Source organism: Pontibacter vulgaris (assembly GCF_022758145.1).
Taxonomy (GTDB): Bacteria; Bacteroidota; Bacteroidia; order Cytophagales; family Hymenobacteraceae; genus Pontibacter; species Pontibacter vulgaris.
On the sequence record NZ_JAJVDH010000004.1, the window covers coordinates 404280 to 420465 of the forward strand.

The window sequence follows — 16186 nt, forward strand, 5'->3', positions numbered from 1 at the left end:
TATATGCTGCAAGCGCGATGCAGCCGTATACCGCTAATCTTTTAAAATAGTTAGCTCGCCGCGCAGGTTACTAGCCAGCAACTCACGGGTTTTTACAGCATCGAGGCCAAGCCCCAGCACATACATCAGTTTTGTGATAGCAGCTTCTGTTGTAATGTCTGCCCCACCGATTACGCCCATGTTAAGCAGGTGCTTGCTTGTTTCGTAACGGCCCTGGTCTACCCTGCCTTCATCGCATTGCGATACGTTAAGTATAAATACACCCCGGTCAATGGCCTCCTGCAACAGTTCCAGGAACCAGGCTATAGTTGGCGCATTGCCCGAGCCATAGGTTTCCAGCACCACGCCCCGCACTTCCGATGCCTGCAACACACTCTTTACTACGTGCGGGGTTATACCCGGAAAGAGCTTCAGAACAGCTACTCCGTCATCAAGCTTCTGGTGTGCTTTAAAAGCCTGTTCCGGGTGCGGCAGCAACGTATTGGGGAGATAATCTATGGTTATGCCTGCCTCGGCCAAGGGCGGGTAGTTCTCTGATTTAAAAGCATCGAAATGGCTGCTCTCTACTTTTTTAGATCGGTTACCGCGCAGCAGCAGGTTATGAAAAAAGATACATACCTCGGGCACCAGGCTTTTACCGTTGGCTTTGGTGGCTGCAATCTGCATGGCTGTTATCAGATTCTCGCGTGCGTCCGTTCTTATCAGCCCTATTGGTAACTGCGCTCCGGTAAAAATGACCGGTTTTTCCAGGTTTTCGAGCAGGTAACTTAAAGCCGAGGCACTATAAGCCATCGTATCTGTGCCGTGCAGTACCACAAAACCATCATAAGCAGCATAATTCTCTTCTATCAGGCTAGCCAGCATAAGCCAGTCGGCTACCGATACGTTGGAAGAATCAATAACCGGCTCCACACTCAAAACTGTGATTAGGTAATTAAACTGCCTGAGTTCGGGTACTTTATCCAGTATCTGGCTGAAGTTGAAAGGCACCAGGTGCTGGTGCTCCTCATCGAAAACCATACCTACCGTACCGCCTGTGTAAATGATAAGTATGGATGCTTCCGGGTGGGCAGGCGCTGCCGTATCAATGTCTACTTTAACAACGGGCATGTTTATAGTTTAAACAGGTTAAGGGCATTTTGGGTAGTTACTTCTGCTACCTCTTCCACTGTTTTTTGCATGATTTCTGCTACACGTTTTGCTACAAGCGGCAGGTATACGGGCTCGTTGCGCTTGCCACGGTAAGGCACCGGCGCAAGGTATGGGCAATCTGTCTCAAGCACCATGTCTTCCAGCTGCACATGCGGCAAAATTTTGTCCATACCGCCGTTTTTAAAAGTTGCCACGCCACCTATCCCAATCAGGAAATTGAGTTCTTTTACTTTGGCTGCCTGCTCTACCGTGCCCGAAAAACAATGAAAGATCCCACGCAACGTACCGTCCTGTGCGGCAGAGATGATCTCGTAAGTCTCATCAAACGAATCACGGGTATGAAGTATGATTGGGAGCTGGTGCTTTTTAGCCAGTTCTACCTGCACTTTCAGGGCTTCCTGCTGTTGCGGGAAAAAGGTTTTATCCCAGTACAGATCGATGCCGCATTCGCCTACTGCCGCAAACGGGCGCTTATTTAGCCACTCTTCTACCAGGTATAACTCGCGTTCAAAATCCTGCTTTATGTAGGCCGGGTGCAGCCCCATCATAGGTATGCATTGCTGCGGATACTTTGCCTCGGCCTCCAGCATGGCATCTATCGAAGTATGATCAATGTTGGGCATGTAGATCTTTTCTACACCTTCGGCCTGAGCGCGTGCCAATGCCTCTGCCCTGTCATCGTTAAACTCTTCGGAATATATATGTGCGTGCGAATCAACCAGCATCATTGTCAGTAATCAGTTAATGGTAAACAGTTTTCAGAATCTAAATCCTGAAGTATAAATATAAGTGCAAGTTACGGCTTTTACATTTGAGGTGAAATGATGCTTTGAGATTGGAGCCATACTTACAAGTATAAAACCTAAGCATACTGCCTGCCTTTCCAGCGAATTTTATGCGGTAGAAAAAAGAATATGATCAGGATAACAGAGCCGATGACCATATAAACTTCAAACAGAATATACAGCCACCATGGCACCCGCTCCCCCAAACGCCGCATGCAAATAGCAATATACATACTTTGCAGCACCAGCTTGAAAAGGAAGATGGATACTGCCGTACTAATCGAAGTATAAGCGAAAAACGGCAGCAGCACCGGGTAATAAGCCGAATGAAGTATAAGTATAACCGCCATGTAAAAAGGCAGGTGCATAGAGCCGCGCATCCAGCGTTTGCGCTGGTGCAGAAAGCCGGAAAAAGTAACAGCCGGTAAAGACCTGGCCAGTATGCTCCTGTCGTATACATTCCGGAAGCCCCAGCCTTTCCTGATTACTTCGTTGAAAATGGCAATATCCTCTGTAACCGAAAACTTTATACTTTCAAAACCACCCACAGCCTCATAAGCCTGCCTGCGTAGCAGCATGTTGTTACCCATTGTAGAAACCGGCAGATTCATATCAGACACTACCTGCATCAGGCCCAGCGCATACAACCAATCAATAGCCTGTAACCTGGCAAAAGTGGTGTTGCCCTGTATAGTTGTAATGCCTGTAACCACACCTACCTCTGGTTTCATTTCCGAGAGCATGGCTTGAATCCAATTGGGTGGAACTACAATATCGGCATCTGTATAAAAGTAGTAATCGGTAGTGGCGTATTTGGCGAGTTGTGCCAGTACATTAGCTTTACCGCGCGCTTTACCCAACGTGCCCGAAACAGTGATGCAGGTATAGTTTGGTTTGTCCCGGATAAATTCAGCGACTATAGCCTGAGTATCATCCGTGGAATCATCGTCGCCTATCAGTACTTCAATTTTTTCTTTGGGATACTCCAGGTGCTCAATCGCGTGCAGGCAACGAAGTATGGTATGTTCTTCGTTGCGGGCAGCAATTAAAATACTGATCCGGGGTTGTTCTGTTAGCTGGGAGGTATAGTGTTTCCGGTTTAAAACAAACAGCGCCAGTAGCGCCATAAAAAGCAAAAAGTAAAGTATAAAATAGGCTACTGATAAGATCATAAGGTCTCGAAAGTATAGCCTTGGGCAGTAAAGTGTTCTAAAAATCTGGGCAAGGCATACTGCATATTCCGTTGTGCTTTCAGGCTGTCGTGAAATACGATAATGCTACCGCTTTTGGTATACTTTAAGGCTTTCATTAAACAGGTTTCCGGCGAAAGCGAGGCATCATAATCGTTTGTGAGCATGTCCCACATAATCAGTTCATACTTACCGCGGAGCGCTGCTGCCTGCCGGCTCGTAATACGGCCATACGGCGGCCTGAAAAGCGATTTACCTGAACGTGTTTCGCCCAACTCATTTAATGCTTGCTGGCACCTCTGCACGTTTTGCAGGTAAGTTTCCTGGTTAGTCTGCCAGCCTTTCAGGTGGTTATAAGTATGATTTGCCAGCACATGCCCCTCTGCCAGCGCTTGTTTTGCTATTTCCGGATGTTTTACCAGGTTATCGCCAACACAAAAGAAAGTGGCTTTGGCTTTATACTTGGCCAGTTGTTCCAGCACCCAGGGCGTTACCTCAGGAATCGGGCCATCGTCAAAAGTAAGGTATAATTTCTCGTCCTGCGCTTCGCGGTGCCAGGTATAATCCGGCAATATTGCTTTTAACAGCCTGGGCGTTTTATAAAGGCGGATCACGTTATTAATGTGTTAATGCGGTAATGTGCTAAATGGTTAATTTTTTAATTAAGTCTGATTACAGACTAACAAACCTGATACTCTGATTATAGTGTATAGCACATTTTACATCAAACTATTTAACATATTAACTCTACTTGAAACGGCAGGATAGCAGTGTAATATCGTCGCTGAAGGTAGTTTCTTCGTTGTAAAGGTTAATCTCGCTCAGTAATTGCAAATGCAACATGCGCGAACTGAGAAAACGATGATTCTGGAGATATTTTATAGTTCCTTCTATACCAAATTCTGCCTCTTCTTCATCAAAAACTTCGGTAAGGCCATCGGTATAGCACAGCAACACTGAGTTTTCAGGCACATGTATTTTAGTTACCGACATAAACGGCAGCACGTCGAAAACGCCCAGCATGGTGCAACCTTCGTTTAGCAGCCGGTGCGAGTTGTTTTCGTAAAGCAGAATAGGCGAGTTATGGCCGGCATTTACATACGAAAGCTCGCGTGTAGCACGGTTATATATAGCTAGAAATGTAGTTATAAACTTTTCGGCGATCGCGTTGCGGTAGATCAGGTTATTCAGTTCTGCCACAACGGTATTCAGGTCAGAGGTCTGGCGCAGAATTGTGCGCAAACCCGCCTGGAAGTTAGACATCAGCAATGATGCCGGCACGCCTTTACCGGATACATCAGCCACACAAAACAGAAACTGATCTTTATCTATCTCGATGAAATCGTAATAATCACCACCAATAGATGAGTGTGGAATATAGCTGGCATGGATAACTACGTCTTTATCGTTTGGCAAAGACTTCGGAAAAAGCATGGACTGTACTTCGCGGGCAATTTCAATTTCGCGGCGAATAGATTCCTGGGCCAGTCGCTGGCGTGCCATTTTGTGGTTTTCAATGGCTACCAACATAATGTTACTGACTGTCTGCACAAAATTAAGTGCCTCCAGGTTCGTGTAATATGGTTGTATTTTACCAATCATTACAAAGGCCAGCACTTTGCCGTTGTGCAAAATAGGAATCACGATCTCGAACACACGCCATCTTTTATCTACGCGTAGTTTAGAGGTATTTGTGATCTCGGTAAGAGCCAGTATTTCTTCCGGAATCTCCTGTTTGGTAAAATCCTGCTCGGTGCCGAAACATACTTTGCACTCCCACTCCTCGTCGTGCACAAAAAGTGTCAGTCTGTTAATCTGCAACTGTGCCAGCAACGTGAAACGGTAAATTTTATATAAAGCCGTTTCCGGCAGGTTCTCATTTATAGCCTGCGTAATTTCCAGAAGCGCAGATAATTCCAGCTTCTTGAGGTTTAGCTCCTGTTGTATATTTGGTGCGCTTGATTCAGCCATTTGAAAGCGGAATTTTAGGATCGTATGCATCGCGGAGGCCATTACCCAGCAGGTTAAAAGCCAGCACCAGCATACTGATGCAAATACTTGGTAAAACTACTAAAAAAAGACCGGCCTTGGCTCCAATCAACTGAAATCCTTCGTTAACCATCATTCCCCATGAGGGAGCGGGTGGTTGCACGCCAAGTCCTAAAAAGCTTAATCCTGCTTCCACTAAGATAGCCGATGCGAAATTAGCCGTAGCAATAACGATAAGCGGCCCGATCATGTTAGGCAAAAGGTGCCTGATAATAATTCCTGATTGTGTAACACCCAGAACATTAGCCGCTTCCACATAGGTTTTTTCTTTCAGGCCCAGTATCTGGCCACGTACTACACGCGCCACCTCAACCCACATGGTTAAACCTACTGCCACAAACGCCACCCAAACGCCTTTGCTATCCAGCGCCAGGCTAATGGCAATTACCAGCATTATACTTGGCACCGACCATACAACCGTCATCAGGAACGTCATGAGTTTATCAACCCAGCCGCCAAAATAACCGCCCAGTGCACCAACCGTAATGCCAACTACTAATGATATAAGCACGGCTACAAACCCAATGCCCAGCGAGATGCGCGTACCCAGAATTAATCTGCTCAGAACATCACGGCCGGCTTTATCAGTTCCCAGCCAGAAGGTTTTCTGACTAATGTAATCCTTCTTAATAACTTCTACAATTGCATTATTATCAGCGTACTGGCCTGGGTTTTCTACCACATCTCTTAAAGCAAAAGCACGCACCTGGTCTGCCATGGCATTGTTACTACGCAGCGGTTGCACGAGCAGGCTGTCGCCTTTAAAAGTATAACTTTCGATGGGAATCTCGGTAAGGTCGGCAGGCTGGCCGGCAAGTATAAATTGTAGCGGATTTACTTTTTCTGCTGCCGCCCTTTCGCGGGTTATACTTAAAATCTGTGTTGTAAAGCCAGGCTGCTTTTTCTGGATCTGCACCAGGCCATTGTTGGCATTCGGAGTGCTGTCGGGCATGAGGGCATAACCGCCTAAAGCCACAACCACCGAAAACAGGATTATGAAAAGCCCGAACATGGCAGGCTTATTTTGCAAAAGCCGCTGTCGGATATAGTAAGAAGGCGGGCGCGATGCCACCGTATTTTCTTTTTTAGTAAGTATAGCCATTAGATGGAGTTATGCACTACAAGCCCCGCCTTTGTGGCCAGGTAAAAATACTGCTGACAATGTTTCATGAAAGCAACTTCGTCGTACTCATGCTCTGTATCCTGATCGGGGTACAGAATTTTGATATAGCCTTTTGCCAGTAAAGCCTGCAGCCCGGCACATAGCTCTTCGTCACTTAATGAGAGCGCGCCACGCAGGTCAGCATAGGAGGCTACAAAGTATAACTCATCTAAAATATCGAACTCAATCTCCGTCATTGGTTGCTAATTTGTCTTCCCTTCCAGGTATAGCGGCCAAACAAGCCACAGATAGCTGTATAAATAACATAGGGTGCGTATACCAACTGTAGCGGCAATATGTACCAACTATAGCGTCCGCTATCTAAAAAGCGAAGTATACGAGTTAAAAATACTAAATCTACTGCAAATTTAGTAAGATACGCGGCTATAAAAACAGGCACAGGCAAAGAACCCCATACAACTGCAGGTATAGCAATAAATAACAGCAGGTTTACAGCAAACACCACAAAGGCCACTACCTGTACATGCAGCTCCTGATAAGCCCGCCACTTACTTGCCCAACGCACACGTTGCTCTATAAAACTATTTACTGATTTGCAGGCATTTGTATAAACCACTGCTTTTGTACTTTTCAGGAAGGCAACCTTGCCAGGGTGCTTTTTGTTTATTTTATGCAGCAGAAACTCATCGTCGCCGCTTGCAATGCCTTCGTTTCCAGCAAACCCACCTACTTCCACAAAGATATGTTTGGTATAGGCCAGGTTGGCGCCATTGCACATATTTGGTTTGCCCAGACCAATAGATGCCCCTCCTATCCCGATCAGGCTGGCAAACTCTACCAATTGCATGCGTTGGAAGGCAGATTCTGTGTTTTGAAAAGCAACCGGACCACTGATAAAGTATGGCTGTTGTGTTTCGTAGAGGTGCGCCAATTGCAATAACCAATCTGGCTGCACATGGCAATCGCCATCGGTAAATACCAGCAACTCTTTTTGTGCAAGCGCTACCCCCAGTTTTACAGCAGCCTTTTTACCGGTAATGCCTTTATAGTCCTGCAACTTTATCAACTGTATTTTGAGCCTTGTTTTACCTATGAATTCTTCAACCAAAGCAGCCGTATTATCATCAGAATGATCATCGATTATTAAAATTTCGACCAATGCGGATGGGTAATTTTGTTGCTCAAGATCCTGAAGCAAGTATAAAATATTGGCTTGCTCGTTGCGTACTGGTATAATAACTGAAAGCGGAGTGGTTGGTTGATAAATGGAAGGAACAGTAGCAACAGGCAAATTAACCCACGCCACCCACCGGCGAAGTATGATCCAGGAATAAGCAGCCAATGAGAGTATAAGCAAGGCTGTCATGCTTTTACTTCTTTACGCGACAGGCGCAGTTGCAGCACAAATATCAACCCTATTGCGCTAGGTACAAGTATGTTCAGGAACCACAGGCTGAGGCTAGCGCTGAGTACCTGTAAACGAGCCTGGCCAAGTAAGCCAAACAAATACATAGCGGACAACTCGCGCACGCCTAAATCAGAAAGTAAACTAACCGATGGCACCACTGATTTCAGAAAAAAAGTACCTGATACACCGCTCAGATACTCAGCCGGAGTTAATTTCACACTGAACAAGTAGAGCAGCAATATAAACTGAAAAAGAAAAACAGCATATCGCCCTAACGAAAGCAGCAGCAGCCTGGAGGTTTCAGCATAAGTATAACTTGCCATGATCTGTACATACTGCACCAGGTTATGGAATGGTTTAATGGCAGCAATTACTGAAACCATAGCACGGGCATTATAAAGCAGCAGCAACAAAGCCACATTAATGGTAAACAACAAGACTACAATACTCATACAAACCGCCGGATAGCTCTGCCAATAAAACCTGAACACAAAGTATAAAAGCCCTAATGCGCCAACCATAACAGTAGCTACCAGTTGGCAAAACCTACCAATAAAGATGGCACCAATGGCATCCAGGCGTTGGCGGCTTTTGAGCTCCAGCACACGGCCGGCATAGTCGCCCAGGCGGTTAGGGGTAATAAAACCAAGCGTTAGCCCTACCATAACGGCACGATAGGCTCTTAAAAAACTAATCGGTTCGATCTTCTGGCCTAGTAGTTGCCATTTCTTCGCTTCAAAGCCCCAGTTTACAGGAATCAGCAAGGCTGAAACTATAAAAAGGAATTTTAGCGGGCTTTGCACAGCATTTTGCAGAATGCCGCCCCAGGTCAGAAAAGTATCGGGAGCTGTAAAAATAGTCTGATAAAGCAGGTACAGTGTAAGCAGCAGCACCAATGCTTTACCAAAGTATAAAAGGAACCTTCTGTTGGGATTGATGTTCAAGATAATGTCTTAATTTTGTAGCCTCATGGTATACACTTCTGCACTTCCGCCTAATAAACTTATACTTGGCATCGACCCTGGTACACAGGTAATGGGCTATGGCCTTATTGAGGTAACTGGCTCTAAAGTGCAGGTTGTTCAGTATGGCGTCATCCACCTGAAGAGCTACAGCAACCACGCCATTAAATTAAAGAAAATTTTTGACCGTATGATACAACTCATCGATGAGTATTTACCCGATGAGCTGGCTATTGAGTCTCCTTTCTTTGGTGTGAACGTGCAAAGTATGCTGAAATTAGGTCGCGCCCAGGGCGTTGCCATCGCCGCCGCCCTCTCCCGCGACATACCTTATGTAGAGTATGCGCCTAAAAAAGTAAAGCAGTCTGTTACCGGAAACGGTAATGCCTCCAAAGAGCAGGTTGCCAGCATGCTTGTTCAGATCCTGAAAATCCAGCCAGACCCTAAAATGTTTGATGCCACAGATGCGTTATCGGTAGCACTTTGCCATCACTATCAGAAAGGGAATAACGCCAAACAAGGTGGTAAATCCTGGAAAGGTTTCCTGACAGATAATCCGGATAGGTTAGTAACGAAATAAGGGTTGTTCTCCTTTTGTCATTTCGACGTAAGGAGAAATCTGTTATAGTTGTATAGTTCAAGTTTTTGCTATTGGCAAACAAGCTATACTTTCACCCTCAGTTATACTTGCCATACGTTTCATTTTATACTTTGGCTCGCTCCAAGCCCGCGGGGGCTCGTCCTTTGGTATCGCGCTGTGTTCCCTCCTGCCTCCGCTGCGCTACGGCTGCCCTAAGCGGGCACCGGATCTCACAAGGCGCTCAACCCAAGGACTGGGATCAGATTCGATAGTAACAGTTTTTACTACTGTAGCGCAAGTATAATCTTTAGGGACAGGTCGTGACCTGTCCGCAGGAAAGCCTCAACTATGAAACTCTGGTTATTGCTCTGGCAAAGGCAGAACTGTCCCCTTGAGGGGACTATAGGGGTGTTGAAATAGTAACAATGAAACTATAATTTTAAAAGAAGCAGCTGCCAAAACTCCCCGCCTTAGACAAGGAGGGGTTGGGGTGGTTGGACCAACAGCAACTATGAAACTATATTTCACCTACTAATAGCCAAACCAAAAAAAAGGGTTAAAACCGGTAACGGCTTTAACCCTTTTTTGAAGTATAGATCAGGAAAATCAGCTGTGATATTCAGTCCTGATTTTGTTTGCTACTTCTTCAAATTCTTCTTTACTAAACGTCTTTTTGTTGCTGAAATTCATATCCTGCATGCTGTTGATCGGGATAAGATGGACATGCGCATGCGGCACTTCCAGGCCTACAACAGCCACACCAACACGTTTGCAGGGAACAGCTTTTTCAATGGCGGCAGCTACATTTTTAGAAAAAGCCATCAGGCCTAAGTATAGCGCATCGTCCAGGTCAAAAATATAATCTACCTGTTGCTTCGGTATTACAAGCGTGTGGCCTTTTGCAGTCGGAAAAACGTCCAGAAAGGCAAGAAAGCGATCATCTTCGGCAATTTTATATGCCTCGATTTCGCCTTTCACTATCTTTGAAAATATCGAAGTTTCCATGTTTTATCGGCTGATCTCTAGTATCTCGAACTCAATTTTACCTGCCGGAATAGTAATTTCAGCAATCTCGCCAACTGATTTTCCTAGCAAACCTTTACCTATCGGCGATTTTACTGAGATCTTGCCAGAAGCCAGGTCTGCCTCTTCTTCAGCTACCAAAGTATAGTTTACTATCATGTTGTTCTTAAGGTTTTTGATCTTCACCTTTGAAAGTATAAGCGCTTTGCTCATGTCGAGGTTCGACTCATCGATCAGTCGGGCATTGCCTACTACTTCTTCCAGTTTCGAGATCTTAAGTTCCAGGTGGCCCTGGGCATCTTTTGCTGCATCGTATTCGGCATTTTCGCTCAGGTCGCCTTTATCGCGTGCCTCAGCAAGTTGGCGCGCCACTTCGGAACGGCCCTTCGTTTTGAGCTCTGCCAGTTCGTCTTTAAGTTTCTGTAAACCTTCTGCAGTGTAATAAGAAATGTTGCTCATAGTAGTTTTTACGATTAAAACACAAAAACAAAAAGAACGGCTATGGCTTGCATAACCGTTCTTTTTGCTTCGTATGTAAATGTTTAAGTTTTCTTTTTATAAGGTCAGCCAAGCCTGGGCTTGCCATCTGCCTTTCTATACCATAGTATATATGCTCATTAAAGGTATGTTCAGGAGCTACTCTCGCTGCCTACGCTTTAGGCAAATATAATAAAATTTTATACACAAGACCTTTTGGCGGGTTTTATTTAAATAATTTATACCTGTGCCGGGCGGTAAAGCAACAAAGTAGTTTCAGGATAAGTGCTGTTGCACCAGTTCCACTTTTCAAGCAGCTTTTCTGTTACCATTTCCAGGTCTGAAACCGGCCGAAAGCCCATACTTGCATAAAAATTTTCGAGCCTCGCAAAGGGCAGGCAATAGAGCGTTCTAAATCCGGCCTGCGCCAGCAAGTATAAAACAATAGCACGTGCCAGGCCATAACCTCTGTAATCTTCCAGCACCAGTATTCCACCTAGTTCCATTGCCGTATCCGATAAAGGAACAAGCCTGCCAATACCCGCCCGTTTTTCATCAACTTCCGCAATGGCAATCAGCTCTTTATAAAAGTCCGAATGCAGGAACTGTACCCGATCGTATTGCTGATTGACCCAGATGAGTTCTTCTGGTTTTGCTCTCCTGATAACCCGCATACTTTGCTTAAAGTAAAGTGGCCGTATACCCTTGCTGGTGCAGCAGTTGCGCTATTTTCTTTACCAAAACTTCATTTATCTTGATGTAAGATTCATGCGTCCAGCCGGCTATGTGCGGGGTAAGTACCACATTTGCAGCCGATGCCAGGTAAGTATAATTTGCCAGTTGCGACTCTGTTAAGAACTGCAGTTTTTCGTTTTCCAGTACATCCAGGGCAGCGCCTTTTATACTTTTGTTTTGCAGGTGTTTTACCAGGGCACTCTGGTCCACCACCTCACCGCGGGAGGTATTCATAAACCAGATAGGCTTTTTAAAAGCGCTGAAGAAAGCGTCATCTGCAAAATGCAGGTTCTCCGGAATATAAGGTATATGCAGGCTTACAATATCGGCCTGCTCCTGTAGTTCTTCCAGGGTAACGCTTTCGGCTGCGCCATTTATTTTTTCAGGAGCGTAACGGTCGTAAGCAAGTATGCGGCATCCAAAGCAGGAAAGCAAACGGCCAAAGCTTTGCCCCATGTTCCCATACCCTATTATGCCAACTGTTTTCCCGTTAATCTCTTCTCCCCTGTTCTCTTCGCGCAGCCATACTTTATTTCTTACCTCATGGTCGCCACGGGTAATATTGCGCATCAGGGATAGTAACATACCTAACGCATGCTCACCCACTGCCTGGCTGTTGCCTTCGTTGGCGCCAATCAGCGCTATACCGCGTTCCTGTAGTGTAGTTGCATCAATATTATCTACGCCAGCGCCGGCCCTGGCCACAAATTTCAGCTTATCGGCAAGTTTTATAGTATCCGCTGTGATCTGCATTTTGCTGCGCACAATCAGCCCATCAAAACCAGCCAGCGCATCGCATACCTCAGCAGGTTTTATGGTTGGTCTGTAATCAGCTTCTATGCCTATACTTTGTAACAGCGGAAAAATGCCGGGGTGTATTTCGTCTATAATGAGGCAACGGAGCATTGGTGTTTCCATAGCTACAGTCTTTTATACTTAATAAAAGTGTATATGAGGGTGCGTTTATACTTAGAGATTATACAGGAAATGCGCCACGGCAAAGTATATTCCCAAACCAAGTAAATCGTTGGCAGTTGTAATAAAAGGGCCTGCCGCCACCGCAGGGTTTACGCCAAAACGGTCGAGTAACATGGGGGTTATAGTACCCATTAATGAGGCCAGCATAACTACTGAGAACAATGCCACTGATACTACCAATGCCAGTGTAAATTCCTGCCTGAACAAGTATGAAAACGCAAATACCAATACCGATATAATAATGGCATTGAGCAACGCTACCAGTATAACCTTGAGTATACGCTGGGCAAAGTTCTCGAAAACTACGGCGTTGGAAGAGAGCGTCTGGATGATGATGGAAGATGACTGGATACCAACATTACCACCGGTAGCTGTGATAAGCGGCACAAACAGAGCCAGCGCAGGCAACAAGGCAATATCTTCTTCAAACATCCCCATAAACTGCGCGGCAAGCAAACCACCCACCATGCCAATTATCAGCCACGGGATACGCGAACGCGAAATACGGAACACGCTATCATCTTCCTCCACATTTTCGGTGATACCGGTCATGAGCTGGCGGCTGAGTTCGGCTTGCTCCTGCATTACGTCTACCACGTCATCAATGGTAATTCGGCCCAGCAAGCGGCCTTGTATGTTTACAACCGGAATAGCTTCCAGGTCATACTTCTGCATCACCGAAACCACTTCGTTCTCATCACGGAAAGACTCGATCGAGATAACATCGGTGCTGTAGATATCCTTTACCAATTTATCGTCGCGGGTAAGCAACAGGGCTTTCACACTCACACGGCCAACCAGTATATCGCGGTTATCTACTACATACACGGTATAGATCTTCTCTACATCTTCGGCCTGCCTGCGAATTTCTTCGATGCACTGACGTACGCGCCAGTTCAGGTTCACTTTTATAAGCTCCTTCGCCATCAAACCACCGGCACAGTCCTCTTCGTAGTGCAGCAGGTCAAGTATGGCTTCGGCTTTTTCTTCGTTGTCGAGCAGGGCAATTACTTCTTCACGTATCTGTACCGATTGCTCGTTCAAAATATCCACCGCGTCATCCGAGTCCATCAGGTTAACGTAGCGGGCTATTTCTTTACTGGTAAAGTGGTGCAGGAAATCAGTACGAATATCGTAATCCAGGTCGCTGAGGATTTCGGCTCCCACCTCAGGCGGCAGCAGGTCCATTACATACTTGGATTGCTGGGCATCGAGTTCGTAGAGTACGGTGGTAATATCGGCCGGGTACATATCGGCCATACTACTCAGGATAAAGTCATTATCCTGGCGTTCTAAAGCCTCTTCTACCTGGTCTATATACTCACGTGTGATCTCTACCTGCATCGTACTATTTAATATGCTGCTCTACCAGTTGGGTCAATTCTACAAAATCCTGTACCGATAATTGCTCGGCGCGTTTATCAAAAACAGGTTGTGCCTGCACTTCAGGTGGCAAGTTATAACTTTTGAGGCAGTTACGCAGTGTTTTCCGCCTTGTTCCGAAACTTAGCTTCACTACTTCAAAAAAGCGCTTCTCGTCGCATGGCAAATGCTCTACCTCATTGCGCAGCAACCTGATCACCCCTGACTTTACTTTTGGTGGCGGATGGAAAACATGCTCATGCACGGTAAACTTATATTCTATTGTATAAAATGCCTGCAACAGCACACTTAGTATGCCATAGGTTTTAGAACCCGGAGGCGCTGCCAGCCTTTCAGCCACTTCTTTCTGAATCATGCAAACCACTTCCGGCACCCTGTCGCGCTGCTCCAGTACTTTAAAAAATATCTGGCTCGATATATTATAAGGAAAGTTACCAATAATGGCAAACGGGCCGGGAAACAGGGAACTCAGGTCGGTGCGCAGAAAATCGGCAGAGATGATGCGATCACCCAGCTCCGGAAAATGCTCTTTCAGGTATGCAATAGATTCCCGGTCGATATCTACCACCGTGGTGCGGTAATTTGTGTGCTGCAACAGGTATTTGGTGAGCACGCCCATGCCCGGGCCAATTTCCAGCACATCCTGTACGCCTTTGTGTAGCGTCAGCTGCTCCACTATTTTGGAAGCTATATTCTGATCGACCAGGAAGTGCTGGCCTAAATGTTTCTTCGGACTTACTTTACTCACAGTGTGCGATTTAAGGTTTCAGGATATAAAGTATACTTTTCTTCCCGCTACCGTTATACTTTAATTGTGCGTGCACCGGCTATACTTTTTCAGCATAAGCTGGTTTTCGCATTACGTTTAATACTTACTATATTGCAACCCAAAGATACGAACGACAGATGCCAACACAACTTAAATACAGCACAACCTTAGCTAAAAATACTGACCTGGCCATAATTGTGCAGGCAGATAAGGTAGCTTCAGTGGAGGACCTTCAAAAAGAAGAGATCGCTTATGTGCAGCAGCAGGTAGAAAAAGAGGCCAAAATAATCTCGCTTAACCGCTACTCACACCATCTGTATATTGTATTGGCTCCGGAAGCCAAAACGCAGAACCTGGCACAGGAAGCCTTGCGCCAGGCAGGTTATACTTTGCTGAAACAACTAAAGGCAAATAAAACTGAAGCTCTTGCTATACTTGATAAAACCGGTACAAACGCAAGCTTATACCTGGCCGAAGGTTTATACCTGAGCAACTACGAGTTTCATAAGTATAAAACCAAAGGCATTAAGCCAAGCTCGCTGCAAACTATAACTATAGCCGACAGCAACATTAACGAACAGACCGTAAAGGAACTGCAACATGTGCTCGAAGCTGTAACCTTAACCCGCGACCTTGTAAACGAGCCGCACAATAACCAAAGCGCCACCCAGTTCAGCGAAAACCTGGAAGAAATTGGCCGTGAAGCCGGATTTAAGACCGAAGTACTGGATGAGCTAAAAATCCAGACTCTTAAAATGGGTGGTTTGCTGGCCGTAAACCAGGGCAGCGAAGAGCCGCCAACCTTTACCATTATGGAGTGGCAGCCTGAAAATGCAAAAAATAAAAAGCCTTATGTACTGGTAGGCAAAGGTGTGGTTTACGATACAGGCGGTCTTAGCCTGAAGCCAACGCCACAGTCAATGGACTACATGAAATCGGATATGGCCGGTGCTGCCGCTGTTGCTGGTGTAATGTATGCCATTGCTAAAAATAAACTACCGCTGCACGTTATTGCCCTGATTCCTGCAACTGATAACCGCCCTGGCGGAAATGCCTATGCACCCGGCGATGTGCTGACTATGCACAACGGCATGACAGTGGAAGTACTGAACACCGATGCCGAAGGCCGCCTTATACTTGCCGATGCCCTTAGCTTTGCCCAGAAGTATAACCCGGAACTTGTTATAGACATGGCTACTTTAACAGGTGCTGCTGCCCGCGCCGTTGGTAAAGAAGGATTGGTAGCGATGAGCAATGCCGGCGATGATGTAATGAACTCCCTGAAAAAATTTGGAGAACAGGTGCATGAGCGCATCGTGGAGTTCCCGCTATGGGATGAATATAAAAAGCATATAGAATCAGAGATAGCTGATATTAAAAATATTGGTGGTGCTGAGGCAGGTGCCATTTCAGCAGGCAAGTTCCTGGAATGCTTTACCAATTACCCTTGGGTACATTTTGATATTGCCGGTGTAGCGTATTTATTAGGAGAAGACTCTTATCGTGGCAAACAGGCTACCGGCTCGGGCGTGCGCCTTATTTACAATTACCTGAGCTCTCTGGCTAACTAAG

Annotated in this window: 17 protein-coding genes; 2 read left to right on the forward strand and 15 right to left on the reverse strand. The window is 45.8% G+C overall.

All coding sequences use genetic code 11. The features are described from left to right. Window positions 1-33: 33 nt before the first annotated feature. From LWP20_RS11975 to LWP20_RS12015, 9 genes are all read right to left on the reverse strand, one after another. Window positions 34-1110 (reverse strand): asparaginase, encoded by a 1077-nt coding sequence (locus tag LWP20_RS11975; RefSeq protein ID WP_242928381.1) that lies wholly within the window; start codon window positions 1108-1110, stop codon window positions 34-36. A gap of 2 nt (window positions 1111-1112) precedes the next feature. Next, complete coding sequence (locus tag LWP20_RS11980; RefSeq protein ID WP_242928382.1) at window positions 1113-1880, reverse strand: TatD family hydrolase; 768 nt, start codon at window positions 1878-1880, stop codon at window positions 1113-1115. Between the two features lie 134 nt (window positions 1881-2014). Next, the gene (locus LWP20_RS11985; RefSeq protein WP_242928383.1) at window positions 2015-3109 is read right to left on the reverse strand and encodes a glycosyltransferase; all 1095 of its coding nucleotides are present in this window, start codon (window positions 3107-3109) and stop codon (window positions 2015-2017) included. After that, window positions 3106-3741, reverse strand: coding sequence for a polysaccharide deacetylase family protein (locus LWP20_RS11990; RefSeq protein ID WP_242928384.1), 636 nt, complete (start codon window positions 3739-3741; stop codon window positions 3106-3108). Before LWP20_RS11990 ends, LWP20_RS11985 begins: the two co-directional genes overlap by 4 nt. A 133-nt stretch (window positions 3742-3874) precedes the next feature. Next, window positions 3875-5098, reverse strand: coding sequence for a PP2C family protein-serine/threonine phosphatase (locus LWP20_RS11995; RefSeq protein ID WP_242928385.1), 1224 nt, complete (start codon window positions 5096-5098; stop codon window positions 3875-3877). Continuing rightward, window positions 5091-6278: an ABC transporter permease gene (locus LWP20_RS12000; protein ID WP_242928386.1), complete on the reverse strand. Its 1188-nt coding sequence runs from the start codon at window positions 6276-6278 to the stop codon at window positions 5091-5093. The genes LWP20_RS11995 and LWP20_RS12000 overlap by 8 nt, the downstream gene beginning before the upstream one ends. Further along, a complete protein-coding gene (locus tag LWP20_RS12005) occupies window positions 6278-6535 on the reverse strand; it encodes a hypothetical protein (RefSeq protein WP_242928387.1) in 258 nt (85 codons plus the stop codon). The genes LWP20_RS12000 and LWP20_RS12005 overlap by 1 nt, the downstream gene beginning before the upstream one ends. Next, window positions 6532-7665 carry a glycosyltransferase gene (locus tag LWP20_RS12010; RefSeq protein ID WP_242928388.1) on the reverse strand — a complete coding sequence of 378 codons (1134 nt, stop codon included), beginning with the start codon at window positions 7663-7665 and terminating at the stop codon, window positions 6532-6534. The genes LWP20_RS12005 and LWP20_RS12010 overlap by 4 nt, the downstream gene beginning before the upstream one ends. Continuing rightward, on the reverse strand, window positions 7662-8651 hold the full coding sequence (locus LWP20_RS12015) for a lysylphosphatidylglycerol synthase domain-containing protein (protein WP_242928389.1): 990 nt from the start codon (window positions 8649-8651) through the stop codon (window positions 7662-7664). The genes LWP20_RS12010 and LWP20_RS12015 overlap by 4 nt, the downstream gene beginning before the upstream one ends. A gap of 25 nt (window positions 8652-8676) precedes the next feature. On the opposite strand from LWP20_RS12015, the gene ruvC reads away from it, so the two are divergent. Further along, window positions 8677-9249, forward strand: coding sequence for a crossover junction endodeoxyribonuclease RuvC (gene ruvC, locus LWP20_RS12020; protein WP_262914579.1), 573 nt, complete (start codon window positions 8677-8679; stop codon window positions 9247-9249). Window positions 9250-9855: 606 nt separating this feature from the next. Here the strand turns inward: ruvC and LWP20_RS12025 are convergent. From LWP20_RS12025 to rsmA, 6 genes are all read right to left on the reverse strand, one after another. Beyond that, a complete protein-coding gene (locus tag LWP20_RS12025) occupies window positions 9856-10254 on the reverse strand; it encodes an HIT family protein (protein ID WP_242928390.1) in 399 nt (132 codons plus the stop codon). Window positions 10255-10257: 3 nt separating this feature from the next. Continuing rightward, a complete protein-coding gene (gene greA, locus LWP20_RS12030; RefSeq protein ID WP_242928391.1) occupies window positions 10258-10731 on the reverse strand; it encodes a transcription elongation factor GreA in 474 nt (157 codons plus the stop codon). A 257-nt stretch (window positions 10732-10988) separates the two neighbouring features. Beyond that, a complete protein-coding gene (locus LWP20_RS12035) occupies window positions 10989-11423 on the reverse strand; it encodes a GNAT family N-acetyltransferase (RefSeq protein WP_242928392.1) in 435 nt (144 codons plus the stop codon). A gap of 7 nt (window positions 11424-11430) precedes the next feature. After that, window positions 11431-12402 carry an NAD(P)-dependent oxidoreductase gene (locus tag LWP20_RS12040; RefSeq protein WP_242928393.1) on the reverse strand — a complete coding sequence of 324 codons (972 nt, stop codon included), beginning with the start codon at window positions 12400-12402 and terminating at the stop codon, window positions 11431-11433. 51 nt (window positions 12403-12453) lie between these two features. Beyond that, complete coding sequence (gene mgtE, locus LWP20_RS12045; protein WP_242928394.1) at window positions 12454-13806, reverse strand: magnesium transporter; 1353 nt, start codon at window positions 13804-13806, stop codon at window positions 12454-12456. 4 nt (window positions 13807-13810) lie between these two features. After that, window positions 13811-14593 carry a 16S rRNA (adenine(1518)-N(6)/adenine(1519)-N(6))-dimethyltransferase RsmA gene (gene rsmA / locus LWP20_RS12050; protein WP_242928395.1) on the reverse strand — a complete coding sequence of 261 codons (783 nt, stop codon included), beginning with the start codon at window positions 14591-14593 and terminating at the stop codon, window positions 13811-13813. A 158-nt stretch (window positions 14594-14751) separates the two neighbouring features. Between rsmA and LWP20_RS12055 the strand changes: the two genes are divergently transcribed. Continuing rightward, on the forward strand, window positions 14752-16185 hold the full coding sequence (locus tag LWP20_RS12055; protein ID WP_242928396.1) for a leucyl aminopeptidase family protein: 1434 nt from the start codon (window positions 14752-14754) through the stop codon (window positions 16183-16185). The last annotated feature ends 1 nt before the right edge of the window (window position 16186 follow it).

Bases quoted from the DNA above. Each gene is read 5' to 3' on its own strand.
- LWP20_RS11975 (WP_242928381.1), bottom strand. From the start codon at position 1,110: ATGCCCGTTGTTAAAGTAGACATTGATACGGCAGCGCCTGCCCACCCG.
- LWP20_RS11980 (WP_242928382.1), bottom strand. From the start codon at position 1,880: ATGATGCTGGTTGATTCGCACGCACATATATATTCCGAAGAGTTTAAC.
- LWP20_RS11985 (WP_242928383.1), bottom strand. From the start codon at position 3,109: ATGATCTTATCAGTAGCCTATTTTATACTTTACTTTTTGCTTTTTATG.
- LWP20_RS11995 (WP_242928385.1), bottom strand. From the start codon at position 5,098: ATGGCTGAATCAAGCGCACCAAATATACAACAGGAGCTAAACCTCAAG.
- LWP20_RS12000 (WP_242928386.1), bottom strand. From the start codon at position 6,278: ATGGCTATACTTACTAAAAAAGAAAATACGGTGGCATCGCGCCCGCCT.
- LWP20_RS12005 (WP_242928387.1), bottom strand. From the start codon at position 6,535: ATGACGGAGATTGAGTTCGATATTTTAGATGAGTTATACTTTGTAGCC.
- LWP20_RS12010 (WP_242928388.1), bottom strand. From the start codon at position 7,665: ATGACAGCCTTGCTTATACTCTCATTGGCTGCTTATTCCTGGATCATA.
- ruvC (WP_262914579.1), top strand. From the start codon at position 8,677: ATGGTATACACTTCTGCACTTCCGCCTAATAAACTTATACTTGGCATC.
- LWP20_RS12025 (WP_242928390.1), bottom strand. From the start codon at position 10,254: ATGGAAACTTCGATATTTTCAAAGATAGTGAAAGGCGAAATCGAGGCA.
- greA (WP_242928391.1), bottom strand. From the start codon at position 10,731: ATGAGCAACATTTCTTATTACACTGCAGAAGGTTTACAGAAACTTAAA.
- LWP20_RS12035 (WP_242928392.1), bottom strand. From the start codon at position 11,423: ATGCGGGTTATCAGGAGAGCAAAACCAGAAGAACTCATCTGGGTCAAT.
- LWP20_RS12040 (WP_242928393.1), bottom strand. From the start codon at position 12,402: ATGGAAACACCAATGCTCCGTTGCCTCATTATAGACGAAATACACCCC.
- mgtE (WP_242928394.1), bottom strand. From the start codon at position 13,806: ATGCAGGTAGAGATCACACGTGAGTATATAGACCAGGTAGAAGAGGCT.
- LWP20_RS12055 (WP_242928396.1), top strand. From the start codon at position 14,752: ATGCCAACACAACTTAAATACAGCACAACCTTAGCTAAAAATACTGAC.